Origin of the sequence: Pseudomonas sihuiensis (assembly GCF_900106015.1) — a bacterium.
Lineage (GTDB): Bacteria > Pseudomonadota > Gammaproteobacteria > Pseudomonadales > Pseudomonadaceae > Aquipseudomonas > Aquipseudomonas sihuiensis.
Map to the genome: position 1 here is coordinate 4,999,979 of NZ_LT629797.1, position 26,701 is coordinate 5,026,679.

General features: G+C 59.8%; 26 protein-coding genes and 4 pseudogenes. 16 read left to right on the plus strand and 14 right to left on the minus strand.

The genetic code is table 11. The annotated features are described in order from the left end of the window. Positions 1–15: 15 nt before the first annotated feature. Together BLT86_RS23365 and BLT86_RS23370 are read left to right on the plus strand one after the other, a co-directional pair. A complete protein-coding gene (locus BLT86_RS23365; RefSeq protein WP_092379925.1) occupies positions 16–705 on the plus strand; it encodes an energy-coupling factor ABC transporter permease in 690 nt (229 codons plus the stop codon). Between the two features lie 107 nt (positions 706–812). Further along, a complete protein-coding gene (locus BLT86_RS23370) occupies positions 813–1,028 on the plus strand; it encodes a hypothetical protein (RefSeq protein WP_072423153.1) in 216 nt (71 codons plus the stop codon). A gap of 245 nt (positions 1,029–1,273) precedes the next feature. On the opposite strand, the gene yacG is transcribed toward BLT86_RS23370, so the two are convergent. From yacG to pilB, 5 genes are all read right to left on the minus strand, one after another. Then, a complete protein-coding gene (gene yacG / locus BLT86_RS23375) occupies positions 1,274–1,468 on the minus strand; it encodes a DNA gyrase inhibitor YacG (protein ID WP_017678823.1) in 195 nt (64 codons plus the stop codon). Then, positions 1,465–2,076, minus strand: coding sequence for a dephospho-CoA kinase (coaE, locus tag BLT86_RS23380; RefSeq protein WP_167377338.1), 612 nt, complete (start codon positions 2,074–2,076; stop codon positions 1,465–1,467). The genes yacG and coaE overlap by 4 nt, the downstream gene beginning before the upstream one ends. Before the next feature lie 288 nt (positions 2,077–2,364). After that, complete coding sequence (locus BLT86_RS23385; RefSeq protein WP_157719687.1) at positions 2,365–3,234, minus strand: prepilin peptidase; 870 nt, start codon at positions 3,232–3,234, stop codon at positions 2,365–2,367. Further along, on the minus strand, positions 3,235–4,452 hold the full coding sequence (locus BLT86_RS23390; protein WP_074856077.1) for a type II secretion system F family protein: 1,218 nt from the start codon (positions 4,450–4,452) through the stop codon (positions 3,235–3,237). Between the two features lie 2 nt (positions 4,453–4,454). After that, the gene (gene pilB / locus BLT86_RS23395) at positions 4,455–6,158 is read right to left on the minus strand and encodes a type IV-A pilus assembly ATPase PilB (RefSeq protein ID WP_092379927.1); all 1,704 of its coding nucleotides are present in this window, start codon (positions 6,156–6,158) and stop codon (positions 4,455–4,457) included. 219 nt (positions 6,159–6,377) lie between these two features. On the opposite strand from pilB, the gene BLT86_RS23400 reads away from it, so the two are divergent. From BLT86_RS23400 to BLT86_RS23405, 3 genes are all read left to right on the plus strand, one after another. Continuing rightward, on the plus strand, positions 6,378–6,881 hold the full coding sequence (locus BLT86_RS23400; protein WP_092379929.1) for a pilin: 504 nt from the start codon (positions 6,378–6,380) through the stop codon (positions 6,879–6,881). A gap of 68 nt (positions 6,882–6,949) precedes the next feature. Further along, complete coding sequence (locus BLT86_RS25850) at positions 6,950–7,675, plus strand: hypothetical protein (protein ID WP_157719688.1); 726 nt, start codon at positions 6,950–6,952, stop codon at positions 7,673–7,675. A gap of 288 nt (positions 7,676–7,963) precedes the next feature. Continuing rightward, positions 7,964–8,494 carry an REP-associated tyrosine transposase gene (locus tag BLT86_RS23405; RefSeq protein WP_004424990.1) on the plus strand — a complete coding sequence of 177 codons (531 nt, stop codon included), beginning with the start codon at positions 7,964–7,966 and terminating at the stop codon, positions 8,492–8,494. Between the two features lie 69 nt (positions 8,495–8,563). On the opposite strand, the gene BLT86_RS23410 is transcribed toward BLT86_RS23405, so the two are convergent. Next, positions 8,564–8,908, minus strand: coding sequence for a type II toxin-antitoxin system HicB family antitoxin (locus tag BLT86_RS23410; protein WP_004424987.1), 345 nt, complete (start codon positions 8,906–8,908; stop codon positions 8,564–8,566). Beyond that, positions 8,905–9,015, minus strand: a pseudogene (locus BLT86_RS26175) (type II toxin-antitoxin system HicA family toxin); the annotation flags it as partial. The gene BLT86_RS23410 and the pseudogene BLT86_RS26175, both read right to left, overlap by 4 nt. 261 nt (positions 9,016–9,276) lie before the next feature. Between BLT86_RS26175 and BLT86_RS23420 the strand changes: the two are divergent. Then, on the plus strand, positions 9,277–9,807 hold the full coding sequence (locus tag BLT86_RS23420; protein ID WP_004424990.1) for an REP-associated tyrosine transposase: 531 nt from the start codon (positions 9,277–9,279) through the stop codon (positions 9,805–9,807). 69 nt (positions 9,808–9,876) lie between these two features. Here BLT86_RS23420 and BLT86_RS23425 read toward each other — a convergent pair whose 3' ends face one another. Both BLT86_RS23425 and BLT86_RS23430 read right to left on the minus strand, forming a co-directional pair. Then, complete coding sequence (locus tag BLT86_RS23425; protein ID WP_004424987.1) at positions 9,877–10,221, minus strand: type II toxin-antitoxin system HicB family antitoxin; 345 nt, start codon at positions 10,219–10,221, stop codon at positions 9,877–9,879. After that, positions 10,218–10,472, minus strand: a complete 255-nt coding sequence (locus BLT86_RS23430) for a type II toxin-antitoxin system HicA family toxin (protein ID WP_074857836.1) — start codon at positions 10,470–10,472, stop codon at positions 10,218–10,220. The genes BLT86_RS23425 and BLT86_RS23430 overlap by 4 nt, the downstream gene beginning before the upstream one ends. Positions 10,473–10,689: 217 nt before the next feature. On the opposite strand from BLT86_RS23430, the gene mntA reads away from it, so the two are divergent. Both mntA and hepT read left to right on the plus strand, forming a co-directional pair. Further along, entirely contained in the window at positions 10,690–11,088 is a 399-nt protein-coding gene (gene mntA / locus BLT86_RS23435; protein WP_092379931.1) for a type VII toxin-antitoxin system MntA family adenylyltransferase antitoxin, read from the plus strand. Then, entirely contained in the window at positions 11,078–11,500 is a 423-nt protein-coding gene (gene hepT, locus BLT86_RS23440) for a type VII toxin-antitoxin system HepT family RNase toxin (protein WP_092379933.1), read from the plus strand. The genes mntA and hepT overlap by 11 nt, the downstream gene beginning before the upstream one ends. A 252-nt stretch (positions 11,501–11,752) precedes the next feature. On the opposite strand, the gene BLT86_RS23445 is transcribed toward hepT, so the two are convergent. From BLT86_RS23445 to BLT86_RS23455, 3 genes and pseudogenes are all read right to left on the minus strand, one after another. Then, positions 11,753–12,142: a type II toxin-antitoxin system VapC family toxin gene (locus tag BLT86_RS23445; RefSeq protein ID WP_092379935.1), complete on the minus strand. Its 390-nt coding sequence runs from the start codon at positions 12,140–12,142 to the stop codon at positions 11,753–11,755. Then, positions 12,139–12,396 (minus strand): type II toxin-antitoxin system Phd/YefM family antitoxin, encoded by a 258-nt coding sequence (locus BLT86_RS23450; protein WP_004424974.1) that lies wholly within the window; start codon positions 12,394–12,396, stop codon positions 12,139–12,141. Before BLT86_RS23450 ends, BLT86_RS23445 begins: the two co-directional genes overlap by 4 nt. Positions 12,397–13,815: 1,419 nt before the next feature. Then, a pseudogene (locus BLT86_RS23455) lies at positions 13,816–14,154 on the minus strand (nicotinate-nucleotide diphosphorylase); the annotation flags it as partial. 122 nt (positions 14,155–14,276) lie between these two features. On the opposite strand from BLT86_RS23455, the gene BLT86_RS23460 reads away from it, so the two are divergent. Further along, entirely contained in the window at positions 14,277–14,741 is a 465-nt protein-coding gene (locus BLT86_RS23460; protein WP_231976558.1) for a nucleotidyltransferase substrate binding protein, read from the plus strand. Further along, positions 14,738–15,067 carry a nucleotidyltransferase family protein gene (locus BLT86_RS23465; RefSeq protein ID WP_092379939.1) on the plus strand — a complete coding sequence of 110 codons (330 nt, stop codon included), beginning with the start codon at positions 14,738–14,740 and terminating at the stop codon, positions 15,065–15,067. Before BLT86_RS23460 ends, BLT86_RS23465 begins: the two co-directional genes overlap by 4 nt. Positions 15,068–15,635: 568 nt before the next feature. Here the strand turns inward: BLT86_RS23465 and nadC are convergent. Then, entirely contained in the window at positions 15,636–16,484 is an 849-nt protein-coding gene (nadC, locus tag BLT86_RS23470) for a carboxylating nicotinate-nucleotide diphosphorylase (protein ID WP_092379940.1), read from the minus strand. A 402-nt stretch (positions 16,485–16,886) separates the two neighbouring features. On the opposite strand from nadC, the gene BLT86_RS23475 reads away from it, so the two are divergent. From BLT86_RS23475 to BLT86_RS26520, 5 genes and pseudogenes are all read left to right on the plus strand, one after another. Further along, positions 16,887–19,187 carry a DUF1631 domain-containing protein gene (locus BLT86_RS23475; RefSeq protein ID WP_092379942.1) on the plus strand — a complete coding sequence of 767 codons (2,301 nt, stop codon included), beginning with the start codon at positions 16,887–16,889 and terminating at the stop codon, positions 19,185–19,187. A gap of 386 nt (positions 19,188–19,573) precedes the next feature. Then, positions 19,574–20,125, plus strand: a complete 552-nt coding sequence (gene ampD, locus BLT86_RS23480) for a 1,6-anhydro-N-acetylmuramyl-L-alanine amidase AmpD (protein WP_092379944.1) — start codon at positions 19,574–19,576, stop codon at positions 20,123–20,125. Positions 20,126–20,127: 2 nt separating this feature from the next. Then, positions 20,128–20,961, plus strand: a complete 834-nt coding sequence (gene ampE / locus BLT86_RS23485) for a regulatory signaling modulator protein AmpE (protein ID WP_092379946.1) — start codon at positions 20,128–20,130, stop codon at positions 20,959–20,961. Positions 20,962–22,322: 1,361 nt separating this feature from the next. After that, positions 22,323–22,529: pseudogene (locus tag BLT86_RS26515) on the plus strand (HAMP domain-containing protein); the annotation flags it as partial. 150 nt (positions 22,530–22,679) lie between these two features. Then, the gene (locus tag BLT86_RS26520) at positions 22,680–23,384 is read left to right on the plus strand and encodes a methyl-accepting chemotaxis protein (protein ID WP_370603879.1); all 705 of its coding nucleotides are present in this window, start codon (positions 22,680–22,682) and stop codon (positions 23,382–23,384) included. Positions 23,385–23,716: 332 nt separating this feature from the next. On the opposite strand, the gene BLT86_RS23495 is transcribed toward BLT86_RS26520, so the two are convergent. Then, complete coding sequence (locus tag BLT86_RS23495) at positions 23,717–24,496, minus strand: TatD family hydrolase (protein ID WP_092379948.1); 780 nt, start codon at positions 24,494–24,496, stop codon at positions 23,717–23,719. A 136-nt stretch (positions 24,497–24,632) separates the two neighbouring features. Between BLT86_RS23495 and BLT86_RS23500 the strand changes: the two are divergent. Next, positions 24,633–26,690, plus strand: a pseudogene (locus tag BLT86_RS23500) (AsmA family protein). The last annotated feature ends 11 nt before the right edge of the window (positions 26,691–26,701 follow it).

Sequence of the window (26,701 nt, forward strand, 5' to 3'; positions counted from 1 at the left end):
AGAGGGTGTGCGCGCATGATCGCTTCCAACCTGCTGGCGTTCTCTACCTTGCTGGGCGGCTGGCTGGTCTACGGGCTGGCGCTGCTCTGGGCGATAACACGGACGCCCTGGGTCGAACTGTTCAGTGACCTGCGCCGCCAGCATCTGCTGTTCGGCACCATGCTCGCGCTGTTTCTACTCTGGCTGGTGCGCCGCGATTTCGACTCCGGGCTTTCCTATCACTTCATCGGTATGACCGCCGTAACCCTGTTGCTTGATTGGCCACTTGCCGTCCTGGCTGGCCTGGCGGCGCAGCTTGGTCTGCTGGCTATCGGTCGCATGGACCTGGCCTCGCTCGGTATCAACGGCGTGCTGCTGGTGCTGATTCCAGTGCTGGTCACCGAGCTGTGCGCAATCCGTGTCGAGCGCGCGCAGCCACGTAACCTGTTCGTCTACATCTTCTTCTGCGGTTTCTTTCCAGCGGCGTTGGCGACGTTGATGACGCTGCTCGGCGGCCTTGCCTTGTTGTGGATGGACGGGCTGTTCCCCATGCCGCCCTGGCTGGACGACTTTGCCGGCTACCTGTGGCTGGTGGCGTTCCCCGAAGCCTTTATCAACGGCACCATCGTCACCGCGTTGGTGGTGTTCTACCCGGACTGGCTGGAAACCTTCAACCGCAGCCGCTATCTGCAGGCGCCCTGGAAGGAGGGTGATCACGGCGAGTGAATGGCGTTGTATTGGCCCATTGAATGGCGCGGCCGAGATTGATCTTCGTCAATGATCGGAGCGGGCCTGCCGCCATGCTGTGAAAAACGCCTCCGAGGGACTTGAACATGAGTATTCACAGCTGGGCCAGAAGCGCCCTGCACGATGATTTGCGCGACGGCGAAGCCCAGGGTTTCGAGCGCCTGATGGTATTGCGTGCGCTGCTGGCGGAAATAGTGCAGCAGAACAAGGCGCTGCGCGACGCTCAGGAACTGGCTGGCGAACTGCAGTTTCTCGCCGACAACCTCGACGATGATCGCGATTACGCCTTTATGCGTCCCTGACGTTCCCGATTCTGCTTGTGTGGGAGCCGCGCCCTGCGGCTAATGGCCGAGCGAGGCGACGTTAAGGCCAAACGCTTCGCCCCGGGGCGGGGCTCCTACAAAAAAACAGGGTTGTGTCGGGGCTTCAATCCCGAGGTGGCTGCTGCCTCCCCTGTAGGAGCCGCGCCTCGCGGCGAATGGCTGTGGGGCGACGCTAAAGTCAAAAAGCTTCGCCCCGGGGCGGGGCTCCTACAGGGCGAGATGGATCAATGCGGGCGTGTCGGCAGGTCGCCGCTGAACAGCTCGTCTTCCAGGTCATTGCCGGGAATCGCATGCTCTTCAGCGGCCCAGGCACCCAGATCGATCAGCTTGCAGCGTTCGCAGCAGAAGGGGCGGTAGGTGTTTTCGGCTTTCCACTCGACGGGTGCGCTACAGGTTGGGCATTGAACGGTAATGGTCATGGCTGGCCTCCACGCAGGGTCAGATAGAAGTTGTGCAGGCGCTCGACCTCCGCGTCCAGCCAGGCCATATCACGATCATTGACCAGCACGTCGTGAGCATGGCGCAGGCGCTCTTCGCGGCTGGCCTGGGCCTGCATGATGGCGCGAACCTGTTCTTCCGAACTCTGGTCGCGCGCGATGGTGCGTTGCACCTGCAACTCGGCAGGCGTGTCGACGACCAATATGCGTTGGGTCATCTGCCGCTGGCCGGACTCGACCAGTAGTGGCGACACCAGAATGGCATAGGGCGATTCTGCGCGCGCCAACACCTGCACGATCTCCTGGCCGATCAGCGGGTGCAGCAGGCTTTCCAGCCAGCGGCGCTGCTCGGGGGCGGCAAATATCAGTTTGCGCAGCGCGGCGCGGTCCAGCTCGCCATTGGCTTGCAGTACGCCTGCACCAAAGTGCTCAACAATCTTTGCCAGCGCCGGACGCCCCGGTTCGACCACCCAACGCGCCGCATGATCGGCGTCCACCACGTGCACGCCGCGTTCGATAAAGCCTTGCGCCACCGCGCTCTTGCCGCTGCCAATGCCACCAGTCAGGCCGAGTATCCAGGGTTTCATCACGCCAATGCGGTCTCGTTACTGCTCAAGGCCGCGATTGTAGGGGGGATTGCTGGATGATGCGAACCGCGTGTACCGCGATCCGTCATCCCCGCGAAGGCGGGGACCCAGCTTTGGCGTCAGGATCACTCCTGGACTCCCGCCTTCGCGGGAGTGACGAGTGTCGCTGGGTTAGCTCAAACCCTGTAGGAGCCGCGCCCCGCGGCGAATGGTTCTGAGGGGCAGCGCTAAATTCAAAAGCTTCGCCCCGGGGCGGGGCTCCTACAACTTGGGCAACTATGGCTGTTTGACTCAAAACCCAGCGAACTTCAGATAACTGCCGGTAATCACATCGCCCCACAGCAGAGCGATCCACCCGGCAATCGCCAGATAAGGGCCGAAGGGAATCGGCGTGCCGGAATCGCTGCCACGCATGCGCAGCAGAATCACACCTAGCACCGCGCCGACCAGTGACGACAGCAGAATGGTCAGCGGCAGAATCTGCCAGCCACCCCAGGCCCCGAGCATCGCCAGCAGCTTGAAGTCGCCATAACCCATGCCTTCCTTGCCGGTGATCAGCTTGAACAGCCAATACACCGACCACAGGCTCAGATAACCGGCAATCGCCCCCCACAGTGCATCTTCCAGGCTGGTGAACAACCCGAAGTAATTGACGATCAAGCCCAGCCATAGCAGTGGCAGCACCAGCACATCCGGCAGAATCTGGTGATCGGCATCGATCAGGCTCATCGCCAGCAGCCCCCAGGCCAGCACCAGCATGGCGCCCGCCTGCCAGGTAAACCCGAAATGCCAGGCGACATAAGCGGAAAGCAGCCCGCAGGCCAGTTCAACGATGGGGTAACGCTTGCTGATCGGGATTTTGCAGTTCGAACACTTGCCGCGCAGGAACAAATAGCTGATGACCGGGATGTTCTCCCAGGGGCGAATCTCATGGCCGCATTGCGGGCAGCAGGAATTGGGCAGGATCAGGTTGAAGGTCTGGGCGGTTGGTGCCGACGGCAATTCCAGCACCTCGCGCGCCTGACTCTGCCAATCACGTTGCAGCATCAACGGTAGGCGATAGATCACTACATTGAGGAAGCTGCCAATCAGCAGGCCCAGTAGCAGAGCACACAAAACAAAGGCCAGCGCATGGCTGGCCAGAAAGTCGATCACGAGCATTTAAACGACGGCACCCAACTGGAAGATAGGCAGGTACATGGCGATGATCAGACCGCCGATCAGTACGCCCAGTACGGACATGATGATGGGTTCCATCAGGCTGGTCAGGCCGTCAACCATGTTGTCCACTTCTGCTTCATAGAAGCTCGCTACCTTATCGAGCATCTCATCCAGCGAGCCAGACTCTTCGCCAATAGCGGTCATCTGCACGGCCATGGAGGGGAAGGTGCCGGTGGTGCGCATTGAGAAGTTAAGCTGCATGCCGGTAGATACATCTGCTTTGATCTTGTTGGTCGCATTCTTGAACACCACATTACCGGTGGCGCCGGAGACCGAATCCAGCGCATCGACCAGTGGCACGCCAGCGGCAAAAGTCGTTGATAGTGTGCGTGCGAAGCGGGCTACCGCAGATTTGTAAAGAATGTCGCCGACGATTGGCAGTTTCAGTACGCCACGGTCAACCGAGTCGCGCAGTTTCTGCGAGCGCTTCATCGCTTCTTTGAATGCAAAGGCAGCGGCGATGATTGCAATCAGAAAAATGAACCACCACTCCTGAAGAAATTGCGATATGCCTATGACCATCAGCGTAAAGGCAGGTAGTTCAGCGCCGAAGTTGGCGAAAACTTCCTCGAATTGCGGTACAACTTTAATGAGCAAAATGGCTGAGACGATGATGGCGACCACCACAACAGCGATTGGATAGTTCATCGCCTTCTTGATCTTGGCCTTCAGCGCTTCGGTCTTTTCTTTGTAGGTGGCGATTCGGTCCAGCAGATTCTCCAGCGCGCCGGCCTGTTCGCCAGACTCAACCAGGTTGCAATACAGTTCATCGAAGTACTGTGGTTTCTTGCGCAGCGAGGCGGCAAAACTGTTACCAGCAGCCACCTCCTGCTTCACCTCGTCGACCAGCTTGCGCATGTTGGGGTTGTCGAAGCCCTCTGAGATGATGTCGAAGGACTGCAGCAGTGGCACGCCAGCTTTCATCATGGTCGCCATCTGCCGGGTAAACAGGGCGATATCCATGGGTTTGATCTTCTTGCCTGCGCTGAAGAGCGACACCCCCTTTTTGCGTACTTTGGTCGGATTGATCCCCTGTTTGCGCAGTTGCGCCTTGACCAAGGACGGGTTCTGCCCGCTGAGCTCCCCCTTGACGACGGCACCGCTTTTGTTCTTGCCTTCCCAGGTGAACACACTGGTTTTTAGAGCTTTTTCCGCCATGGTTAATCCTTGGTTACGCGGTTGACTTCCTCAAGGCTGGTGACCCCTTGCATGGCCTTGAGCAAAGCGGAGGTGCGTAGGTCATTAAAGCCGTCTTTACGCATCTGCGTGGCAATATCGATGGAGTTGCCTTCCTCCATGATAATCCGCTGCAGGTTGGGCGTGTTTTTAACCACTTCATAAATACCGACACGCCCCTTGTAACCGCCTTTGCAGTTATCACAACCTACCGGGCCATAGATCTTGAAGGTGCCGATCTTGTTTTCGGGGAAGCCCTCGGCCAGCAGCGTTTCACGCGGTACGTCCACTTCCTTCTTGCAGCTATTGCACAGCTTGCGTGCCAGACGCTGGGCGATGATCAGGTTGACCGAGGTGGCGATGTTGAAGGATGGCACGCCCATATTGCGCAAGCGGGTCAGGGTTTCCGCGGCGCTGTTGGTGTGCAGTGTGGACATTACCATATGCCCGGTCTGTGCGGCCTTGACGGCAATGGAGGCCGTGTCCAGATCGCGAATCTCACCGACCATGATGATATCCGGGTCCTGACGCAGAAAGGCGCGCAGCGCCTGGGTAAAATCCATGCCCTGCTTGGGGTTGACGTTGACCTGGTTGATGCCCTCCAGGTTGATTTCCACCGGGTCTTCGGCGGTGGAGATATTCACATCAGGCGTATTGAGGATGTTCAGGCCGGTATAGAGCGATACGGTTTTGCCCGAGCCGGTGGGGCCGGTGACCAGAATCATGCCCTGTGGTTGCTTCAGGGCGTTCATATACAGCTCTTTCTGTTCCTCCTCGTAACCCAGTGCGTCGATCCCCATCTGCGCGCTGGTGGGGTCGAGAATTCGCATCACGATCTTCTCGCCCCAGAGCGTTGGGAGCGTGTTGACGCGGAAATCGATGGCCTTGGTCTTGGAGATTTTCATCTTGATCCGGCCATCCTGCGGCTTGCGCCGCTCGGAAATATCCAAGGCGGCCATGACCTTCAGGCGGGCGGAAATTCTCGGTGCCAGCTGGATGGGCGGGCGCGCGACCTCATGTAGGATGCCGTCGGTACGGAAGCGGACTCGGTAGGCTTTTTCGTAGGGCTCGAAGTGCAGGTCGGAAGAACCACCTTTTATTGCATCAAGCAGCATCTTGTTGACGAAACGTACTACCGGCGCATCGTCAGCATCGGCGCCACCTTCGCCGACCGACTTCTCATCATCAACCGCCTCGACATCCAGTCCATCCAGATCAACGTCTGCCAGCTCGTCCATGCTGCTGTTGGCAGAGTCGAAGAACTTGTCGATGGCATCGCCGAGTTTGTCGTCCTCGACCAAAATGGCTTCTGTGGTCAGGCCGGTGCTGAACTGCACATCGGTGACGGCCTGGTGATTGGTCGGGTCAGAAAGCGCAACGAACAGCTTGTTACCTCGACGCCATAGCGGCAGTACGCGATGCTGGCGGGCTAGTTTCTCGCTGAGCAGGTCGCGGGGCTGGCTGTCCTTGTCGATACTGCTCAGGTCAAGCATGGCGATGCCGAACTGTTCACAGAGCAATTCGGCCAAGTCTCGCGCTTTGACCAGCTTGTTCTGAACCAGATAAGTGACCAGGGGTAGTTGGTTGCGCTGCGCTTGTTGCAGTGCCTGCTGAGCGGTTCTTTCATCGAGCAGTTTTTGCAGAACCAAGTGTTTGGCCAGTCCGGTCAGGGCGGGGGAGTCTGACATAGCGGATATATCCAGAAGCTATCGCAAAGCCTGCGTTATAGCCTAGAAGCGTGAGGCTGCCAAACCCGCGCAAAGCGTATGACATTTTTTGTCAGTTAGCGACGTGAGTGGTGGAACGCTGGCCCGCTTATGCTCCAAAGTGCGCGGGCTTGAGGTTGGCATGGATTATGCTTTTGCTTAATCAGGGCCGCTGGCCTTACTTCAACCTAGGAGAACATTATGAAAGCTCAACTGCAAAAGGGTTTTACCCTGATTGAATTGATGATCGTCGTGGCGATCATTGGTATTTTGGCCGCTGTCGCGCTGCCGGCGTACCAAGATTACACTGTGCGTGCGCGTGTTACCGAGGGGTTGAGTCTGGCTTCTGCAGCTAAGGCTCATGTAGCTGACGTACTGGCTTCTGGGAATCCGCAGGGCGATGCCGCCGGCTATGCGATGGGTTACAACGCTCCTAGCGCAACCCGTAATGTGACCTCTGTTGCCATTACTCCTGCTACCGGTGTAATCACTGTGACTATGACAGCAAATGCTGGTAACGGTACTTTGACTTTGACTCCTAACTCACCGATTGGTACCCTTTTGCCCGTAGGTACGGCGGCCTTCCAGCCGCCTGCAAATGCCGTTGCTTGGCGCTGCAGGGCTGCTGGTGCTGGCGCTAATAGTTTTGCTGGTGGTGCTGCAGGCACCTTGCCGGCACGTTTTGCGCCTGCAGAATGTAAGTAATTTTATTTAAAAGAGGTGGGGGGTGCTTTGCGCCCTCCACCTTTTTTTATTTAAAGAAGAGGTGGGCTTTGGAAAAAAGATTTATTTATGCCTTTAAATTTTCAGCTAGGCATTTTCTAATTTCTTTTTTTGTGGTCGGTTGCGTTCTTTTTGGGGCTTTTTATTTTTGGTATCCGAAGGAATTTTGGGGGGTGACAAATGTTGGTGAGATATTGTTTTTCATTGTTCTTGTTGATCTTGTTTGTGGGCCGTTTTTGACTTTGTTGGTTGTGTCACCTTGTAAGGCTCGTTCGGAGTTGTTTAGGGATGTGTTTTTTATATTTACTTTGCAGGCGTTTGTTTTGAGTTATGGTGTCTACTCTCTCTATCAGGGGCGGCCTCTTTATTTGGCTTTTGAAAAAGATCGTTTTAGGTTGGTAACTGCAGCTGATATTTATGTTGATGAAGACGATAAAAAATACACTCCTCCTTTTTCTGGGGTTGAGTTTGTCTTTGTTAAACTACTGACCCCAACTGATGAGGGGTATCTTGAGAGTGTTCGTCATGCCTTGCAGGGCGTGCACCCTGCCTATAAACCCTCAAGGTGGGAAAGCTATCTGATCAATATTGATGCAGTTAGGCAGTTAGCCAATCCCCTTGAGAGGTTGGCAGCGGAGTTTGCAGGGGGTGATGAGTTTCCGACAGGATCTCTATATTTGCCATTAGATAGTTACTATGGTGGTGATTGGGTGGTGGTTCTTTCTCCTGATGCCCGTGAGTTCTTAGGGATTTTGCCGTGGAATGGTTGGCGTTAAACCCGGTAAGGCGGATCAACTCCGTAACCCGGTAAGGCGGATCAACTCCGTAGGATGGATTAGCGAAGCGTAATCCGTCGTTCACCGCGAATCACGATATCCATTGCAACACTGAACGCCCTACCTTGCGCGGGGTGTTTTGCTCTCTGGAGTTTGTGGTGTGCGGCTCTCGTTCGGCGCATTACGCCTGCGGCTAATGCGCCCTACGGGTTACCTGATGTTGCCGGGGCTTGAGCTATTTCCGTGGCCGTCTAGGCTTGACCTTTTGGTGTTTCTGGAGGGGCAAGGATGCCGAACTATCGCCGTGCTTTCGCGCCGGGGGCGAGCTGGTTCTTTACCGTGAATCTGCTGCAACGCCGCCGCAATGATCTGTTGCTGCGGCATGTCGAGCTGTTGCGTGATGCGGTGCGGCGCGTGCATCGCGATTATCCGTTCACTATCGATGCGTGGGTGGTGCTGCCCGAACACATGCATTGCGTATGGACGTTGCCGCCTGGTGATGCGGATTACCCGTTGCGCTGGCGGCTGATCAAGACGTTTTTCTGCCGAGGGTTGCCCTCCGATGAATACCGCTCGCTGACGCGTTTGCGTCGCGGCGAACGGGGAATCTGGCAGCGGCGCTACTGGGAGCATCAACTGCGTGATGACGAGGACTTTCGCCGGCATATAGATTATGTCTACATCAACCCTTGCAAACACGGGCTGGTGGGGCGGGTGGCGGACTGGCCCCATTCGAGCTTTCACCGTGATGTGGTGATGGGGCTTTACCCGGTTGATTGGGCGGGTGATATCGGGCTTGAGGTGCCGGGGGATGGGTAGGGGGCAAGGGGGCAGGTCTGCATCGTTCGGCGCATTACGCCTGCGGCTAATGCGCCCTACGGTTATGGCCTACGCATGTGCCTCGCGGCTCAGCACGTCGGCAACCCACTGGTTGATGCTCTTGTGCTCCAGTTCCGCTTTTACCGCGACCGTGGCGTGCAGCTCTGGCCCCAGGCGTAGGCTGAGCTTGCCGGAGTAGGTTTTTTGCGGCGGGCGATCCAGCTGAGCGCAGGTGTCGAGGTAGTCGTTCACTGCTTCTTCGAATGCCGTGCGAAGTTCCTGAACGGACTCACCATGAAAATGAAAACCCACCACGTCGCGAATGCCGGCGATGTGACCAACGAAAAGGCCGTCTTCGTCGCTGTACTCGATGCGGGCTGCATAGCCCTTGTAAGTCATTGCATGCGCATTCATGGGGTAACTCCTGCTTGTTCAAGGAAGGCCCGTGCATCGCGAACCTGATACGGCTTGGCTTCCTTGTCGTGATGGGGGCGGTGAAAGGTGCCAACCACGCCATTCAACCCGGTAAGGCGGATCAACTCCGTAGGATGGATTAGCGAAGCGTAATCCGTCGTTCACCGCGAATCACGATATCCATTGCAACACTGAACGCCCTACCTTGCGCGGGGTGTTTTGCTCTCTGGAGTTTGTGGTGTGCGGCTCTCGTTCGGCGCATTACGCCTGCGGCTAATGCGCCCTACGGGTTACCTGATGTTGCCGGGGCTTGAGCTATTTCCGTGGCCGTCTAGGCTTGACCTTTTGGTGTTTCTGGAGGGGCAAGGATGCCGAACTATCGCCGTGCTTTCGCGCCGGGGGCGAGCTGGTTCTTTACCGTGAATCTGCTGCAACGCCGCCGCAATGATCTGTTGCTGCGGCATGTCGAGCTGTTGCGTGATGCGGTGCGGCGCGTGCATCGCGATTATCCGTTCACTATCGATGCGTGGGTGGTGCTGCCCGAACACATGCATTGCGTATGGACGTTGCCGCCTGGTGATGCGGATTACCCGTTGCGCTGGCGGCTGATCAAGACGTTTTTCTGCCGAGGGTTGCCCTCCGATGAATACCGCTCGCTGACGCGTTTGCGTCGCGGCGAACGGGGAATCTGGCAGCGGCGCTACTGGGAGCATCAACTGCGTGATGACGAGGACTTTCGCCGGCATATAGATTATGTCTACATCAACCCTTGCAAACACGGGCTGGTGGGGCGGGTGGCGGACTGGCCCCATTCGAGCTTTCACCGTGATGTGGTGATGGGGCTTTACCCGGTTGATTGGGCGGGTGATATCGGGCTTGAGGTGCCGGGGGATGGGTAGGGGGCAAGGGGGCAGGTCTGCATCGTTCGGCGCATTACGCCTGCGGCTAATGCGCCCTACGGTTATGGCCTACGCATGTGCCTCGCGGCTCAGCACGTCGGCAACCCACTGGTTGATGCTCTTGTGCTCCAGTTCCGCTTTTACCGCGACCGTGGCGTGCAGCTCTGGCCCCAGGCGTAGGCTGAGCTTGCCGGAGTAGGTTTTTTGCGGCGGGCGATCCAGCTGAGCGCAGGTGTCGAGGTAGTCGTTCACTGCTTCTTCGAATGCCGTGCGAAGTTCCTGAACGGACTCACCATGAAAATGAAAACCCACCACGTCGCGAATGCCGGCGATGTGACCAACGAAAAGGCCGTCTTCGTCGCTGTACTCGATGCGGGCTGCATAGCCCTTGTAAGTCATTGCATGCGCATTCATGGGGTAACTCCTGCTTGTTCAAGGAAGGCCCGTGCATCGCGAACCTGATACGGCTTGGCTTCCTTGTCGTGATGGGGGCGGTGAAAGGTGCCAACCACGCCATTCAGTTCGAAGCGTACGCGTGAGCCATTGCCCTCGATAGCTCTGGCGCCGGCCGCTACAAATAGCGATTCAATGCGGGACCACTCAAGTGTGCTCGGTACCGGCTTGGCGAAGACTGCTTTCAGGATAGATTGGCGAAGTCTAATCAGTCGTTTGCTACAGGCCACGATGTTTGCCGAAGTATCTGCGTGACGCCTGGAATGGAGCGTTCGGCTTTTGGGGCTGGGGCTAATCCGCCCTGCAGGCATCCGGCCTGGCTCTATTTCCTGCCGCCATGCAGCGGTCGTCTACATGGCGGTAGGTTCGGCATTGTTTGGTGCTATAGCGGTTGGGATACACTTCTAAGCGTGTATGCGGAGGTTGGCTATGAATAAGGTCGTGCTGGTCGAGTTACTGCGCTCGCGACTGGATGGTTTGCTGGCTATCTATGCCTTTGGCAGTCGTGTCCAGGGTACGGCAGGAGAAGGCAGTGATCTCGATCTGGCGGTGCTGGTGCAAGGCTATGCTGACCCGCTGACGCTTTGGCAGCTTGCCGGTGAAGCTGCCGATGTTGCAGGTTGTCCGGTCGATTTGCTGGATTTGCGCAGGGCCTCTACCGTGATGCAGCAGCAGGTGCTGACTAAAGGTGAGCGCTGGTGGGCTGTGCCAGGAGATGAGGCTGGTTTGTTCGAGTGCGCTGTGTTGAGCGAGAAGCTTGAGCTGGATCGGGCCAGGGCGCCTCTGTTGCGGGATATCGAGCGAGATGGGCGGGTGTATGGTCGATGATGTGTTGTTGAACAAGGCCGCAAGCATCGAACGTGGCGTCAGGCGTGCGCGTGAGGAGTATGAGCGCGACCCGGCGAGTTTTGCAGAGGACTTTACTCGGCAGGATGCGGCCATTCTGAACATCCAGCGCGCTTGCGAGGCGGCCCTGGATATGGGGCAGCATTTGATTCGGCGCGAGCGTCTCGGTATTCCGCAGAGTGCGCGCGATGTTTTTGCGCTGCTGGCTGCAGGCGGCTGGATCGACGTTAGCCTGGCCGAAGCGCTGAAGCGCATGGTGGGCTATCGCAATATTGCTGTTCATGAATACCAAGCGCTGCAGCTACCGATTACCGTTGCGGTCATTACCCGCCACCTGGGTGAATTTCTCGATTATTCCAAGAACATTCTGTTGAAGGATGCGCGGGAGGATTGAGGTTTTTCTCTCAGAAAAACGTTGTCATATCCGCACAGGTGGGCGGCTGGTTTCGTGGTGAGCCTGCTATCGATTCGCCGCGAGGCGCGGCTCCTACTGGGTGGTGGCTGCCTTGACGTGTGAAGGCTGGGGGCGCCTTGCTATGCAGAAGTCCAGTTCCGGTGTAACAAGCTGGGATTTATAGGGCCCAGGGACAGGCCGCGATTTCCCCTACTTCCGCTTATGGCGTGCGTGGTCTGTTCTAAAGCGTCCTTACTTGACGTGCCTGATTGGACCCGCGTACTTCGCTATGGCCAGATCGCTTGTGACCAATATAAAGCCTTCAGTGGTGGCCTGAGCAATCAGCATTCGATCAAATGGGTCGTTATGTATAGGTGGAAGAGCGGCGGCTGCAATGCTGTGCTGCCCGGTCATTGCCAGCTCTTGATAGTCTGCATCGAGCAGTGCTCTTCTGAGTACTGCCGGGTCAAAATGGAAATGGGCTTTGCCCATGGCATGCTTGATGCCAACTTCCCAAATGCTCGCAGCGCTGAAGAGCAACTCGTTGTCGCGGTCGTTGATCAGATTGGCCGCGTCGGTTGGTAGTGAGGAGGGGGTGGCGCAGGCCCAGAGTAAAATATGAGTGTCGAGCAGCAGTTTCATGCGCCGAACATCGACTCGATTTCATTCTGAAACGGTGTGTCAATGTCGTCTGGCACATTGAAAACGCCAGTCAGCATCCCGGTGCGAGGTTTGCTTTCCTGGTTGATCGAGATGACCTTCACCATCGGCTTGCCTGCCTTTGCGATGATAAACGGGCTGCCTTGGCTGGCATCGAGAATCAGTTGTGACAGGTGCGTCTTGGCGTCGTGAATATTGACCATTTTCGGGCTGTTGGTGGGGGTCTCGGTTTTCATGGTGGAGTACCTGGTTAGCTAACGTGGTTAGTCTATTCTCCGGCGTGCCTGTTCGCAATCGTTGGTGCTAGCCGTGGTTTCCTCCAGTTTTGTGGGTGGGCTTGAGCTCCACGAGATGGCTTGAGGTGATTTGTCTCTGGTGTCAGGTGTGGGCTGCGTAACGACGGATTACGCTCGCTGATCCATCCCGCGCGATGCCTTCAGCAGCCCTGAAATTGTAGGAGCCCCGCCCCGGGGCGAATTTTTGTAATCCGGTGCGATTTCGCTGAGGCCGCGATTCGCCGCGAGGCGCGGCTCCTACAGTGGGTCGGTGGCTTACTCAGGTGCCAGGTGTGGGCTGCGTAACGACGGATTACGCTCGCTGATCCATCCCGCGCAATGCCATCAGCAGCCCTGAAATTGTAGGAGCCCCGCCCCGGGGCGAATTTTGGTAATCCAGCGCGATTTCGCTGAGGCTGCGATTCGCCGCGGGGCGCGGCTCCTACAGTGAGTCGGTGGCTTACTCTGGTGTCAGGTGTGGGCTGCGTCCAGCGGATTACGCTTCGCTAATCCATCCCGCGCGATGCCTTCAGCGGCACTGAAATTGTAGGAGCCCCGCCCTGGGGCGAATTTTGGTAATCCGGTGCGATTTCGCTGAGGCCGCGATTCGCCGCGGGGCGCGGCTCCTACAGTGAGTCGGTGGCTTACTCTGGTGTCAGGTGTGGGCTGCGTCCAGCGGATTACGCTTCGCTAATCCATCCCGCGCGATGCCTTCAGCGGCACTGAAATTGTAGGAGCCCCGCCCTGGGGCGAATTTTGGTAATCCGGTGCGATTTCGCTGAGGCCGCGATTCGCCGCGGGGCGCGGCTCCTACAGTGAGTCGGTGGCTTGCTCTGGTGTCAGGTGTGGGCTGCGTCCAGCGGATTACGCTTCGCTAATCCATCCCGCGCGATGTCATCAGCAGCCCTGAAATTGTAGGAGCCCCGCCCGGGGGCGAATTTTTGTAATCCGGTGCGACTTCGCTGAGGCTGCGATTCGCCGCGAGGCGCGGCTCCTACAGTGAGTCGGTGGCTTACTCTGGTGTCAGGTGTGGGCTGCGTCCAGCGGATTACGCTCGCTGATACATCCCGCGCGATGCCTTCAGCGGCACTGAAATTGTAGGAGCCCCGCCCCGGGGCGAATTTTGGTAATCCGGTGCGACTTCGCTGAGGCTGCGATTCGCCGCGGGGCGCGGCTCCTACAGTGGGTCGGTGGCTTACTCAGGTGCCAGGTGTGGGCTGAGTCTGACGGATTACGCTTCCGCTAATCCATCCCGCGCAATGCCTTCAGCAGCCCTGAAATTGTAGGAGCCCCGCCCCGGGGCGAATTTTTGTAATCCGGTGCGATTTCGGTGATGCTGCGATTCGCCGCGGGGCGCGGCTCCTACAGTGAGTAGGTGGCTTACAGCGCCAGGCGCATCGACAAATCCACCGCCTTCACATCCTTGGTCAGCGTCCCCAGCGAGATGTAGTCCATGCCTGTCTCGGCGACCACGCGCAAGGTGCTGTCATTGATCCCGCCCGAGGCTTCGAGCTTGGCGCGGCCGGCGGTGAGTCTTACGGCTTCGCGCATATCCTCCAGTGACAGTTCGTCGAGCATGACGATATCGGCGCCCGCGTCCAGCGCTTGGCGCAGTTCTTCCAGGCTTTCCACTTCCACCGGCTTGCCCGGGGCGATCTGGTGGGTGGCGTTGATGGCCTGGGGGATGTGTTTTTCCTTGATCAGGAAGGTGTCGAATATCTCTGTGTATGGGGTTCGCCTCGCGGTACGGCGGATTCGTAGAATGGAATAGCCGGAGGCGTGACCGTGATTTGCCGCTGTGGCAACCGTCAAAAAGGGCGCAGCTGCGAATGGTGCCCGGTATGATGGTGCAGCGTTCAACTCCTGGCATGGAGCAAGGGTTTGCTATGACTGATCAAGATATCCGCTGGCTACAGCGACTGAGCAACTATCAGCGTGCCCTTGGGCAACTGACCCGGGCGGTTGAGCTGGCGCAGAGTCGTCCGCTCAGCGAGTTGGAGCGACAGGGGCTGATCCAGGCATTCGAGTTTGTTTTCGAGTTGGCCTGGAATCTGATGAAGGATTATTTTGTTTATCAGGGCAATCCGGCTATTACGGGGGCTCGCGATGCGATTCGCACGGCGTTCAAGCAGGGGCTGGTCGTCGATGGCGAAGGTTGGATGGAGATGATCAAGAGCCGTGATCAGACGGCCCATACCTACAATGAATCCATCGCTATTGAGATCGCCGAGCGTATTCTGGCGCGTTATCAGGATCTCTTCGTGCAATTTCAGCAGCGGATGCAAGGGCTGGCCAGCGAGCTATGACGGATGAGAGTCGGTTCGGGTTGCCGCTGCATGCGGTCGAGAAGTTATGCGCTGTTTTTCGCGCGTGTCCGCAGGTCGAGCGAGTCATTCTGTATGGCTCACGTGCCAAAGGTAATTATCGAGTTGGGTCGGATATCGATCTGACGGTTGAGGGGGAAGGGCTTTCACTGGCGCAGTTATTGGCCATGGAGAGCCAGATCGACGAATTGTTGCTGCCCTGGATGGTCGATCTTTCTCTCAAGGATCGTATCGATAACCCGGCGCTGCTCGATCATATCGCTCGCGTCGGGTTGACCTTTTATGAGCGCGGCAGGGCGGATGCGTAGGGTGGAGTCGTCGTAGTTGCCTCCATAGTCATCGTTCACCACGAGGCTGCTGGTGGTGCAGATAGCTGCACTCAGCGCGATGCCTTCAGCGGCCCTGAAATTGTAGGAGCCCCGCCCCGGGGCGAATTTTTGTAATCCAGCGCGATTTCGCTGAGGCCGCGATTCGCCGCGGGGCGCGGCTCCTACAGTGAGTCGGTGGCTTGCTCTGGCACCAGGTGTGGGCTGCGTCCGAGGGATTACGCTCGCTAATCTATCCCGCGCGATGCCTTCAGCAGCCCTGAAAATTGTAGGAGCCCCGCCCCGGGGCGAATTTTTGTAATCCGGTGCGATTTCGCTGAGGCTGCGATTCGCCGCGGGGCGCGGCTCCTACAGTGGGTCGGTGGCTTACTCTGGTGTCAGGTGTGGGCTGCGTCCAGCGGATTACGCTCGCTAATCTATCCCGCGCGATGCCTTCAGCAGCCCTGAAAATTGTAGGAGCCCCGCCCCGGGGCGAATTTTTGTAATCCAGCGCGATTTCGCTGAGGCTGCGATTCGCCGCGAGGCGCGGCTCCTACAGTGAGTAGGTGGCTTACAAGGCCAGGCGCATCGACAAATCCACCGCCTTCACATCCTTGGTCAGCGTCCCTAGCGAGATGTAATCCACCCCCGTCTCTGCGATCACGCGCAACGTGCTGTCATTGATCCCGCCCGAGGCTTCGAGCTTGGCGCGGCCGGCGGTGAGTCTTACGGCTTCGCGCATGTCGTCCAGTGACAGCTCGTCGAGCATAACGATATCGGCTCCCGCTTCCAGCGCTTCGCGCAGTTCTTCCAGGCTTTCCACTTCCACTTCCACCGGCTTGCCCGGGGCGATCTTGTGGGCGGCGGCAATTGCCTGGGCGATGCCGCCGCAGGCAGCGATGTGGTTTTCCTTTATAAGGAAAGCATCGTACAAACCGATGCGGTGGTTGTGGCAGCCGCCGCAGGTTACGGCGTACTTCTGGGCCAGGCGCAGGCCCGGTAGGGTCTTGCGGGTGTCCAGCAGTTTTACCTGGGTGCCTTCAACCAGGTCGGCATAGTGGCGGCAGCGGGTGGCGACTGCAGACAGGGTCTGCAGGAAGTTCAGGGCGCTGCGCTCGCCGCTGAGCAGGGCGCGGGCCGGGCCTTCTAGGCGCAGCAGAGTCTGGTCGGCGCTGACCTTGTCGCCATCCTGCACCTGCCAGTGCACTGCGACGCGCGGGTCGAGCTGGCGAAATACCGCATCGACCCAGGCGGTGCCGCAAATTACTGCTTCTTCCCGTGTGATCACGCGGGCGCTGGCCAGGCGCTCGGCCGGTATCAGCTGGGCGGTGATGTCGCCGCTGCCAATGTCTTCGGCCAGGGCGCGGCGGACGTTGGCTTCGATTTCGCTGCTGAGGTCGGCGAGGGTCAGGTTGGGCATGATCGGCTCCGGTGTAGACGAGCGGCGATTATAGAGCCAGGCAGGGGCAGGGCAATGGGCTGAAGTGTGCTCGCAGCCATCGAAGGGCAAAGGATTTCGCTGCGGCGTGCGGCATCAGAAAAGGCATGTGCGGCCCGACCAGCGGGCAGCGTCACAGGGCTGTCAGCGTTAGGCTGCAGAGATACGGCTGTCGTGTGTTGGCTACCGTCTGGAGGTGGCGTGAGGCTATCTGTGATCTGGGTCATGTCTGTGGGAAAAATTGGCTTGGTATGACGCGCAGCCTCCCTATAATGGCTTTACTTTTTTCATTATTGACGCCAGGCCTTTGACGTTACGGACGACGCTCGGTTGACGCTGTGCAGACCAGGAAGCCCGGGTTCGGGCAGTCTGCGGGAGACTAGAATGAAGACCGACGCGAATGTGGTGCACCTGGCCAAGGTCATCGCAGAGCAATCGCCAACTTCGCCGGTAGGAAGACTGCCCGTGGCGCTGATTCAGGTGCGTGACAAAGCGGCGCAACAGCTCAAGCAGAGTCTGCAGAGCCTGTTCGACAATGCCGACGATACCCTCTTCGAGATGGCGGATCGGGCGACCAGCAATGCCGAGCAGAATGCTTTCTTCGAGGCCATGCGTGACCTGCGTCTGAAGCGCAAGAGCATCGAGCGCGGTTTCCTGCAGAAGGTGTTCGAGTCTTTCGCCAATCTCAACCAGTACGAAATCGGCAAGCCGCAGCCAGCACTGGATGCGGTGTCCTTCGACAGCCTAAGCCTGGTGCAGAACGACGAGCTGGAAGAAACCGTGGCGCTGGACGCCATGGTGGCCAAGGTGATGAGCCGAGACGCTGTTGCGTTGGGCCATCTCACCACGCGCCTCAATGCGGTGATCAGCAAGAAGCTGGACGACAAGAGCAACCCGCTCGGCCCCACCCTGCTCAGCGAATACTTCCTCGACGCCTGCAGTAGCCTGGGTGTGGAGATCAAGGTCAAGCTGATCATCCTCAAGCTGTTCGAAAAGTACGTGCTCGGCAGCTGCGACATGCTATACGCCGAGGCCAACCAGGCGCTGGTCAGCGCCGGCGTGTTGCCTGAACTGAAGTCCGCACCGCCGCGCCGTCAGCAGCGCCCGGCAGCTTCCACTTATGTTCAGTCGTCCGGCGAGGAAGGCATGCCCTTGCTCGAAGGCGCCGATCAGGGCGTGCAGGAAGTGTTCGGTGCGTTGCAGGATCTGCTCTCGCAAGTGCGCGGCACGGCGATGCCACGCCGGGCTCAGACAGCCGATGCAATGCCGATCACCAGCAGTGATCTGATGCGCCTGCTATCGCATATGCAGCAGCGGGCTCCGGCACAGGTCAGCGTCGAGGATTTCGATCTGCGTGAGCAACTCGAGCGGTTGCTCGAACGTGCCAGTGCCAAAAGCGGCAAGGCGCGGGTGGTCGGTGAAGTCGACGAGGACGTGATCAATCTGGTGTCGATGCTGTTTGAGTTCATTCTCGACGATCGCACCCTGCCGGATTCACTCAAGGCACTGATTGGCCGTCTGCAGATTCCGATGCTCAAGGTTGCGGTGCTGGACAAGACCTTCTTCAGCCGTGGCAGCCACCCGGCGCGCCGCCTGCTCAATGAAATCGCTTCTGCGGCCCTTGGCTGGGTCGATCAGGACGATGCCCAGCGTGACAGCCTCTATCAGAAGATCGAGCAGGTGGTTCAGCGGCTGCTGAACGATTTCGTCGATGATCCGGCGATCTTCTCCGAACTGCTGGCCGAGTTCATGGCCTTTACCGGCGATGAGCGTCGTCGCAGTGAGCTGCTCGAACAGCGCACGCGCGACGCCGAGGAAGGCAGCGCCAAGGCCGAGTTGGCGCGTCGTCAGGTCGAGCACGCATTGAACGAACGACTGCTGGGCAAGACCCTGCCGGAAGTGGTGGTGCGGTTGCTGCAGGAAGCCTGGAGCAAGGTGCTGATGCTCACCTGCCTCAAGCATGGCGTGGAGTCGGACGAATGGCAGGCTGCGCTGCAGACCATGGACGACCTGGTCTGGAGTGTCGCCCCGCACGAGGATCCAGAGGCGCGTCTGCGTTTGCTGGAGCTGGTGCCGGGGCTGCTCAAGGCATTGCGCGAGGGCATGGCCAGCGCGGCCTTCGATCCGTTCTCCACCAGCGAGTTTTTCAGCCAGCTGGAGGGGCTGCATGTGCAGGCCTTCCAACGCTTCAAGCGCGCGGCCCCGGAAGCTGAGACGGCCATTGTCGAGGACGCTGCGCACACCGATCCGAGCGAAGCCGGCATCGAGCTGCCACTGCTGGAGCTGCCGGCAGCTGAAGAGGTCGAGGACGCTCCGGCGATGGTTGAGGTGGTCGAAGAGATCATTCTGCTCGCGCCGGGCCAGACCCGTCCGCAGGAGCCGGACGTGGTGCTCCCGGACGACGACGAGGCGCTGCTGCAGGTGGACAGCCTGCGCGTGGGGAGCTGGGTGGAAATCCAGGAAGATGAAGAGCACAAGCTGCGCTGCAAGCTGGCGGCCATCATCAAGCCCACTGGCAAGTACGTGTTCGTCAATCGCACCGGCATGAAGGTGCTGGAGAAGACACGCAACGCGCTGGCGGTCGAGTTCCGCCGCAACGCTGTGCGCTTGCTTGACGATGCACTGCTGTTCGACCGCGCCCTGGAGTCGGTCATCGGCAATCTGCGCAAGCTCAAGCACAGCTGATCTTTGCCAGGAGCGCTCCGCTCCTGGCAGCGGCTTGGGCTGTAGGAGCCGCGCCCCGGGGCGAAGCTTTTAAATCCTGCGGCGTGCTCGATATCTATTCGCCGCGAGGCGCGGCTCCTACAGAGCGTGATCCTCGGGGGGTTGTGAAAAACGTCATGCCTGCGCAGGCGGGACAGCAGCTTTATCGTTGAACAGCGCTTGCGCTGGCCCGAAGGGGAATAATCCAGAACCTGCGGTTCTCCTGGGCTCCCGCCTTCGCGGGAGTGACGATAAATGGGTTTTCTGAGTTTCCCTCGATTTTTCCGCCTTTGCACATCCTGTTGCTGTCTCGCTCTTGGCCGTCCGGGTTGGCTGCTCTAGAGTGGTGGCACGTTCAGGAGTGCCACATGCAGCTCGACCCCTCAACTGGCTGGTTCCAGGGCATCCTTCACTGCCCGTCGCCCAACTTCAATGCTCGCCCCGCTGGCGAAATCTCCCTGCTGGTGGTGCACAACATCAGCCTGCCACCTGGGCAGTTCGGTACCGGCAAGGTGCAGGCGTTCTTTCAGAACTGCTTGCCCACGCATGAGCATCCTTTCTTCGCCGAGATCGCATCCCTGCAGGTTTCTGCGCATTTCTTCATCGAGCGTGATGGCGGGCTGACGCAGTTCGTCTCCTGTCTGGATCGTGCCTGGCACGCCGGGGTTTCCTGGTTCGAGGGGCGCGACAACTGCAACGATTTTTCGCTGGGTGTGGAGCTGGAAGGGACGGATGATCTGCCTTATACCGATGCTCAATACGCCAGGTTGGCCGAGCTGACGCGGCAGTTGCTGGACGCTTACCCGTCGCTGTCGACGCAGCGCATCCGCGGCCACAACGATATCGCGCCTGGGCGCAAGACTGATCCGGGGGCCGCGTTCGACTGGGCGCGTCTGCACGCCGAATTGAAGGAGAGGTAGCAATGAGTTTTCTGGTGATTCTGCTGGTGCTGTGGGTCGAGAAGTTTTCCGCCTGGCGCCTGCGCATCCAGCAGGACGGCCCCTGGTTGGCGCAATTGCAGCGCCTGCAACAAGGCGGCCTGCAGCAGGCCCCGTGGCTGTGCCTGGCCATTCTGGTGCTGTTGCCGGTGTTGGCGCTGGGCCTGCTGTTGCTGATCCTCAAGCCGCTGGCATATGGCTGGCTGGCGTTGCCGGTGCATTTGCTGGTACTGATCTACAGCCTGGGGCGTGGTGATCTGCTTGCAGCGTTGGGGCCGTTTCGCGACGCCTGGCGGCGTGGTGACGGTCAGGCGGCTTACCACGTGGCCGAACGTGATCTGGCACTGCAGCCGGAGGAGGGGACCGAACTGCTGCAGCAGGTTCAGGGGCATCTGTTGTGGCAGGCCTATCAAAGCTTTTTCGCCGTTATCTTCTGGTATCTGCTGCTCGGCCCCATGGCGGCGCTGGCTTATCGCCTGTTGGCCTTGAGCGCCGAGCATGCGCAGCAAGCCGCTCTGCGTGAGCGCGCCGTGCAACTGCGCCATGCCTTCGACTGGCTGCCGGCGCGGGTACTGGCTTCCAGTTTTGCGCTGGTCGGTAATTTTGTCGCCGTCAGCCGCGCCTTGCTGCATGAGCTACTGAGCTGGGACATTTCTGCCGCGCAACTGGTGATCAAGGCCGGACGTGCGGCCGGTGAGATGCCGCCGCCGGTGATGGGCGAGGAGGGTGTCGATACTCTGGATCAGCTGTGGCAACTGCTGATTCGTGCTGCGGTGGTCTGGTACGCCGGTTACGCGGTTTGGGTGTTGTTCATCTAGAGATCCTGCCCAAGCGCTATGCAGGGCGGGGGCAGCCTGCTGTCACGCACAGTGGCGGGTTGCACCCGCCCTACGTGCCGGCTTTGTGGAAGCCGCGCCCTGCGGCGAATGGCAAAACAGCATTCGCCCCGAGTCGGTGCTCCTGCACGGCCTTGGCTGGACGCGCTCAGCGCGCGTTTAACCTTAAGTTATAGAGGCGCGTGTCGATAAGGGGTATAAGGAGGCCGTAGTCGACCCTGTTTGGTGATTTTCGTCACATTTATCTGCCTGTATTCGCCACATGGATCGGCGCGCCACAGGTCGGGCTGCGCAGGACGCCGTTGTCAGCCCGTGAGAGGCTCTGCGGCGATCCAAGCGATACCTATAACAATAATGGCAACTGGAGGCGTCTAGTGAAGACCGTGTTGTATCCGGCCATCGCGCTGATGAATCGCCTCAGCTTCGGCATGAAGTTCAGCCTGATCAGCGTTTTGTTCTTCCTGCCCATGCTCGTCACCAACTTCTATCTGGTGCGCGACTCCTATCGTCAGTTCGTCGGCACCCAGACTGCCCTGGAAAGCCTCGAGCTACTCGGCAGCAGCCTGCAGCTGCGCCGTGATCTTGAAAGCCTCAACGATCTGGTGCAGATCAACTCGATGATCGGTCAGTCCGGTCAGGCGGGGGATCTGGAGGGGCGTATAGATCAACTGCAGCAGTCGCTCAATGCCGGCCTGCAAGGGCTGCAGCCGGTGACCGGCGATGCCGAGCAGGCAGCGGAGTTCGTCGCCAAACGCGACGAATTGCTGGCCGAGCTGAAAAGCGCAGAGGCCGAGACCTCGTTGCAGAGCAAGACCGTCATCGTCGAGAAACTGCTGGGCTCTTCCCAGGTCTTCATCAAACTGGTGGCCAGCCAGGCGGGGTTGAGCCAGGACCCGCAACGCCAGGTGCGGCAGATTACCGAGCTGATCACCAACGTCACCCCGCAGATCACCAATGTGCTCAGCCAAGGCCGCGCCATCGGCGCCTATTCCCTGGGGCAGGGTTTTCTCAATTCCGCGGCCAGTACCCAGTTCGATGACCTGCTGCTGCAGTTGGAGAAGTTGCATGCCGAGTACGGCCTGAATCTGCAGGAGGCACTGGCCGGTAACGTCGTGGCGCAGAACGGGCTGGGCAGCCTGGCCGAAGCCAGTCGCCAGAGTCTGAAGGACAGCGGCGTACTGTTCGAGGATCAGGTGATCATCGCCGACAGCCTGGATACGCCCTGGGCGCAGTTCTACGATCAGGTCAGCCAGGAAATGGCCAAGACCTACGCCTTCAACGACGGCCTGCTGGCGTTCCTCGATAGCCAGTTGAGTGAGCGGCTGACCGAGAACCGTGCGCAGATGGTGTTGCTGGTGGTGGCGTTGGTGGTGGTGTTCCTGTTGATCGTCTACCTCTACAGCGGCTTCTACGTTTCCACCCGCGCTACCCTGAAAAACCTGGGCAAGGTGATGGACAGGGTTGCCGCAGGCGATATGACGGCCAACTTCCAGGCACAGAGCCGAGACGAGCTGGGCGAGCTGGGGCAGGTGTTCAACCAGACCGTGGTGCGTATCCATGACCTGATCGAGCGCGTCGGGCATACGGTGGGCGAGGTCGGTGGCCAGGCGGATCGCGTCGAGCTGGTTTCAGGCGAGAGCAACCAGGCGGTGGCCAGCCAGCGTGCACAGATCGAGCAGGTGGCCACGGCGATGAACCAGATGTCCGCCACTGCCCAGGAGGTGGCGCGCAGCGCCGCCGCAGCGGTGGGTAGCGCGCAGAGCGTGAATCAGGAAACGGTCAGTGGTCGCGCGTTGGTCGAGCAGCAGGTCGGTGCGATCCAGCGTCTTGCCGGTGAAATCGACCAGTCAGTGGCGGTGATCAACCAGCTGGCCAGCGACAGTGCGGCGATCAGCCAGGTGCTCGATGTGATCAAGGGTATCGCCGAGCAGACCAACCTGCTGGCGCTCAATGCTGCCATCGAGGCGGCGCGGGCTGGTGAACAGGGTCGCGGTTTCGCCGTGGTGGCTGACGAGGTGCGCAACCTGGCCAAGCGCACCCAGCAGTCCACCGAAGAGATCGAAGCGATGATCGCCAAGCTGCAGGGCGGTGTGGGGGCGGCGGTGAAGGCGATGAACGCCAGTCACCAGATGGCGGATGGTACGGTCAGCCAGTCGGCCAAGGTGCAGCAGGCCCTGGAGAACATCCTCGGCGCGGTGGGCATGATCGTCGACCAGAACCAGCAGATCGCCGCGGCGGCCGAGCAGCAGACGGCGGTGGCGCACGATATCGACCAGAATATCGTCGAGATCAACCATGCGGGTGAGCGCACCGCTGCCGGTGCCAGCCAAACCGAGCAGGCCAGCCGCGAGCTGAGCGAGCTGGTTACGCGTCTCAAGCAGTTGATCGGCGCGTTTCGGGTCTGATCGCTCCTCCCACAGGCTTCCCTTGGCCATTGCTCTGACCCTGTAGGAGCGGCGCCCCGCCGCGAGCTTGGGCGACTCTCTCCAGTCGCCTTTCCTGCGCAGAGCCTGTCCTCGAAGCGTTCCTGGTCGGAGGACGGGAATCCAGAGTCTCTGTAGCTCCTGGGCTCCCGCCTTCGCGGGAGTGACGGTGAAGGTTGTTCCATAACAACCGGAAGCACAGATGGCACGTGTAGGAGCGGCGCCCCGCCGCGAATATGGGCGACACGGTCTGGAAACATTCGCCCCGGGGCGGGGCTCCTACAGATGGTCATGTAGGATGATTTGCCTGAGGTCTATGCCCAGCCGAACAACTCATCCGCATTACGGCTGCTGGCCGTAGCCAGCTCCTCGGCCGTCATACCGCGCAACGCTGCCAGCTCGGCACAGATGTCAGCCAGATATTCCGGGCTGTTGCGCTGGTTGGGGTACATGGCTGGGGCCATGTCCGGGGCGTCGGTTTCCAGCACGATGGTCTGCAGCGGCAGCTGCGCCACCACCTTGCGCAGGCGATTGGCCTGCGGCCAGGTGGCGGCGCCGCCGAGACCGAGGCGAAAGCCCAGCTTGATGTACTCGCGAGCTTCCTCATAGCTACCGGCGAAGGCGTGGATGATGCCGCCGCGTGCCAGACGAAAGCGCTTGAGGGTGGCGATAGTCGCGGCATGGGCGCGGCGCACGTGCAGCAAGGCTGGCAGTTCGAACTCGGCGGCCAGGTTTAACTGTGCCTCGAACAAGGTTTGCTGGCGCTGCCGATCCAACTGCTCCAGGTAATAGTCCAGACCGAACTCACCGACGGCGCACAACTTGTGGTGCCCAGCCAGTTTGCTCAGCCAGTCGCGCAGCTCAAGGAGATCCTGCGGACGATGTTCGTCCAGATAGACTGGATGCAGGCCGAAAGCTGCGTACAGGCTTTCATCTTCTTCGACCAGCTGCCATAGCCGCTGCCAGTTGGCCTGGTAGACGCCGAGCACCACCAGGCGCTGCACGCCCAGTGCGCGGCTGCGTGTGAGCACTTCGTCGCGATCGGCGTCGAAGTCGGGGAAGTCGAGGTGGGTGTGGGTGTCGATCAGGCGCATCGGTCAGCTCACGATTGGGCGTTCAGAGTCGGCTATTTTTCCCTTTCCTGCCAGAGCGAGGGAGCGTTGGCTAATCTTTTCAGTCGTATGGATATGGACGAGTTTCACTCGGGCAGTGAAATAAGGAGGTCGCTGGGTGCGCCATTTGCGCAAGTTTGTAGGCGCATTGTTCGCCGTTTTCCTGTTGTTGCTGGCGGCGTTGATGCTGTTTCTGGTGCTGTTCGATTGGAATCGGGCGCGGCCGTTGATCAATGAACAGGTTTCTGCGGCCCTGAATCGGCCATTCGCCATCGAGGGCGATCTGCGCGTGGTCTGGCAGCGTGAAGCCGGCCAGCAGGGTTTGAGCGCCTGGCTACCTTGGCCCCATTTTGCTGCCGAGCAGTTGCGCCTGGGCAACCCGGACTGGGCGCAGGGCGATACCTTCGTCAGTCTCGACAGCGTGCGTTTGCGCCTGTCGCCCCTGCCGCTGCTGTGGAAAACGGTGAGCATTCCCAGTATCGAACTCGGCGCGCCGGTCGCCGATCTGCAGCGCCTGGCCGATGGCCGGGCCAACTGGGTGTTCGATCTGGGCAAGGAGGAGGCGGACGATAGCAAGCAGCCCAGCCCCTGGACGCTGGATATCGGCACCATCGGCTTTGACCGGGGGCAGGTGAAGCTCGACGACAAGGTCAGCAATACCCGACTGGAGGCGATTGTTCAGCCGCTGGGCGAGCCTATCCCGTTCGCCGATATCGTCGGCAAGAGCGCGGCCGAGCGCCTGACCGAGAGCAATGCCAGCGCCCAGGATTACGCTTTCGCCTGGCAGACCAAGGGCAGCTTCCGTGGCCAGCCGTTGACCGGCAACGGCAAGGTTGGTGGCCTGCTGGCGCTGCACGACGCGTCGCAGCCGTTCCCGCTGCAAGCCGACCTGCGCATTGGCGCGACTCGCATCGTGCTGGCCGGCAGCCTGACCGATCCGCAGAATCTGGGCGCTCTGGATCTGCGCTTGCGTCTGTCCGGCGCCAGCCTCGGTCACCTGTATCCGCTGACCGGCGTGACCTTGCCGGACACTCCACCGTACAGCACCGACGGTCGTTTGCAGGCCGACCTGCACGATGCCGATGGGGCGATCTTTCGCTACCTTGGTTTCAATGGCCAGATCGGTGACAGCGATATTCACGGTGATCTGACATTCGTGGCTCGCGAGCCGCGGCCGAAACTGTCGGGCCAGCTGACCTCCAACCAACTGCTGTTCAGTGACCTTGCACCCCTGATCGGCGCCGACTCCAGCGAGGACAAGCGCGAACGGGGCGAGCGGGACGTGCAGCCGGCGAACAAGGCGTTACCGGTTTCCGAGTTTCGTACCGACCGCTGGCGCGCGATGGACGCCGATGTGCGTTTCGTCGGTAAGCGCATCGTGCACAGCGAACAGTTGCCGATCACCGATCTCGACACCCATGTGGTGCTCAATGACGGCATGCTGAGTCTGGAGCCACTGCGTTTCGGCATGGCCGGCGGTGTGCTCGACTCGCAGATCCGTCTCAATGGTGCGACCACGCCGTTGCAGGGGTAGATGCGTCTGCGCGCGCGTGATCTCAAGCTCAAGCAGCTGTTTCCCACCTTCGCGCCGATGCAGACCAGCCTCGGTGAGCTCAACGGCGATGCGCGCATCAGCGGCCGTGGCAACTCGGTGGCCGCTTTGCTCGGCAGCGCCGATGGCGAGTTGAAGATGCTGATCAATGATGGCGCGGTGAGTCGCGGGCTGATGGAAATCGCCGGGCTGAACGTCGGCAACTACCTGGTCGGCAGGCTGTTCGGCGACGAGGATGTGAAGATCCACTGCGCGGCAGCGGATCTCGGCATCAAGCAGGGGCTGATGAGCACGCGGCTGTTCGTCATCGACACCGACAATGCGGTGATCAAGGTCGACGGCAGTGCCAACTTCGCCAACGAGCGGCTGAACTTCACCATCACGCCCGCGACCAAGGGCTTTCGTATCTTTTCCCTGCGCTCGCCGCTGTACGTACGCGGCACGTTCAAGGAGCCGTCACCAGGCGTGCAGGCCACGCCGCTGGCGCTGCGTGGTGTTGGCCTGGTAGCGCTGGGCGTTGCGGTGGCGCCGGCGGCCGGCTTGCTGGCGCTGGTGGCACCCAGCGCGGGTGACGAGCCGAGCCAGTGCGCGCCGCTGCTGCAGAAAATTCAGGGTGGCCAGTGATCCGCCCGGCG

Excerpts from the sequence above, each read along its gene's own strand:
- BLT86_RS23450 (WP_004424974.1), bottom strand. The coding sequence starts at position 12,396 with ATGAAAACCGAGACCCCCACCAACAGCCCGAAAATGGTCAATATTCAC.
- BLT86_RS23445 (WP_092379935.1), bottom strand. The coding sequence starts at position 12,142 with ATGAAACTGCTGCTCGACACTCATATTTTACTCTGGGCCTGCGCCACC.
- BLT86_RS26520 (WP_370603879.1), top strand. The coding sequence starts at position 22,680 with ATGTCCGCCACTGCCCAGGAGGTGGCGCGCAGCGCCGCCGCAGCGGTG.
- mntA (WP_092379931.1), top strand. The coding sequence starts at position 10,690 with ATGAATAAGGTCGTGCTGGTCGAGTTACTGCGCTCGCGACTGGATGGT.
- BLT86_RS23410 (WP_004424987.1), bottom strand. The coding sequence starts at position 8,908 with ATGAATGCGCATGCAATGACTTACAAGGGCTATGCAGCCCGCATCGAG.
- yacG (WP_017678823.1), bottom strand. The coding sequence starts at position 1,468 with ATGACCATTACCGTTCAATGCCCAACCTGTAGCGCACCCGTCGAGTGG.
- nadC (WP_092379940.1), bottom strand. The coding sequence starts at position 16,484 with ATGCCCAACCTGACCCTCGCCGACCTCAGCAGCGAAATCGAAGCCAAC.
- ampD (WP_092379944.1), top strand. The coding sequence starts at position 19,574 with ATGCAGCTCGACCCCTCAACTGGCTGGTTCCAGGGCATCCTTCACTGC.
- BLT86_RS23365 (WP_092379925.1), top strand. The coding sequence starts at position 16 with ATGATCGCTTCCAACCTGCTGGCGTTCTCTACCTTGCTGGGCGGCTGG.
- BLT86_RS23475 (WP_092379942.1), top strand. The coding sequence starts at position 16,887 with ATGAAGACCGACGCGAATGTGGTGCACCTGGCCAAGGTCATCGCAGAG.
- pilB (WP_092379927.1), bottom strand. The coding sequence starts at position 6,158 with ATGTCAGACTCCCCCGCCCTGACCGGACTGGCCAAACACTTGGTTCTG.
- BLT86_RS23390 (WP_074856077.1), bottom strand. The coding sequence starts at position 4,452 with ATGGCGGAAAAAGCTCTAAAAACCAGTGTGTTCACCTGGGAAGGCAAG.
- BLT86_RS23425 (WP_004424987.1), bottom strand. The coding sequence starts at position 10,221 with ATGAATGCGCATGCAATGACTTACAAGGGCTATGCAGCCCGCATCGAG.
- ampE (WP_092379946.1), top strand. The coding sequence starts at position 20,128 with ATGAGTTTTCTGGTGATTCTGCTGGTGCTGTGGGTCGAGAAGTTTTCC.
- BLT86_RS23460 (WP_231976558.1), top strand. The coding sequence starts at position 14,277 with ATGATGGTGCAGCGTTCAACTCCTGGCATGGAGCAAGGGTTTGCTATG.
- BLT86_RS23405 (WP_004424990.1), top strand. The coding sequence starts at position 7,964 with ATGCCGAACTATCGCCGTGCTTTCGCGCCGGGGGCGAGCTGGTTCTTT.
- hepT (WP_092379933.1), top strand. The coding sequence starts at position 11,078 with ATGGTCGATGATGTGTTGTTGAACAAGGCCGCAAGCATCGAACGTGGC.
- BLT86_RS23420 (WP_004424990.1), top strand. The coding sequence starts at position 9,277 with ATGCCGAACTATCGCCGTGCTTTCGCGCCGGGGGCGAGCTGGTTCTTT.
- BLT86_RS23495 (WP_092379948.1), bottom strand. The coding sequence starts at position 24,496 with ATGCGCCTGATCGACACCCACACCCACCTCGACTTCCCCGACTTCGAC.
- BLT86_RS23370 (WP_072423153.1), top strand. The coding sequence starts at position 813 with ATGAGTATTCACAGCTGGGCCAGAAGCGCCCTGCACGATGATTTGCGC.
- BLT86_RS23385 (WP_157719687.1), bottom strand. The coding sequence starts at position 3,234 with ATGCTCGTGATCGACTTTCTGGCCAGCCATGCGCTGGCCTTTGTTTTG.
- BLT86_RS23465 (WP_092379939.1), top strand. The coding sequence starts at position 14,738 with ATGACGGATGAGAGTCGGTTCGGGTTGCCGCTGCATGCGGTCGAGAAG.
- BLT86_RS23400 (WP_092379929.1), top strand. The coding sequence starts at position 6,378 with ATGAAAGCTCAACTGCAAAAGGGTTTTACCCTGATTGAATTGATGATC.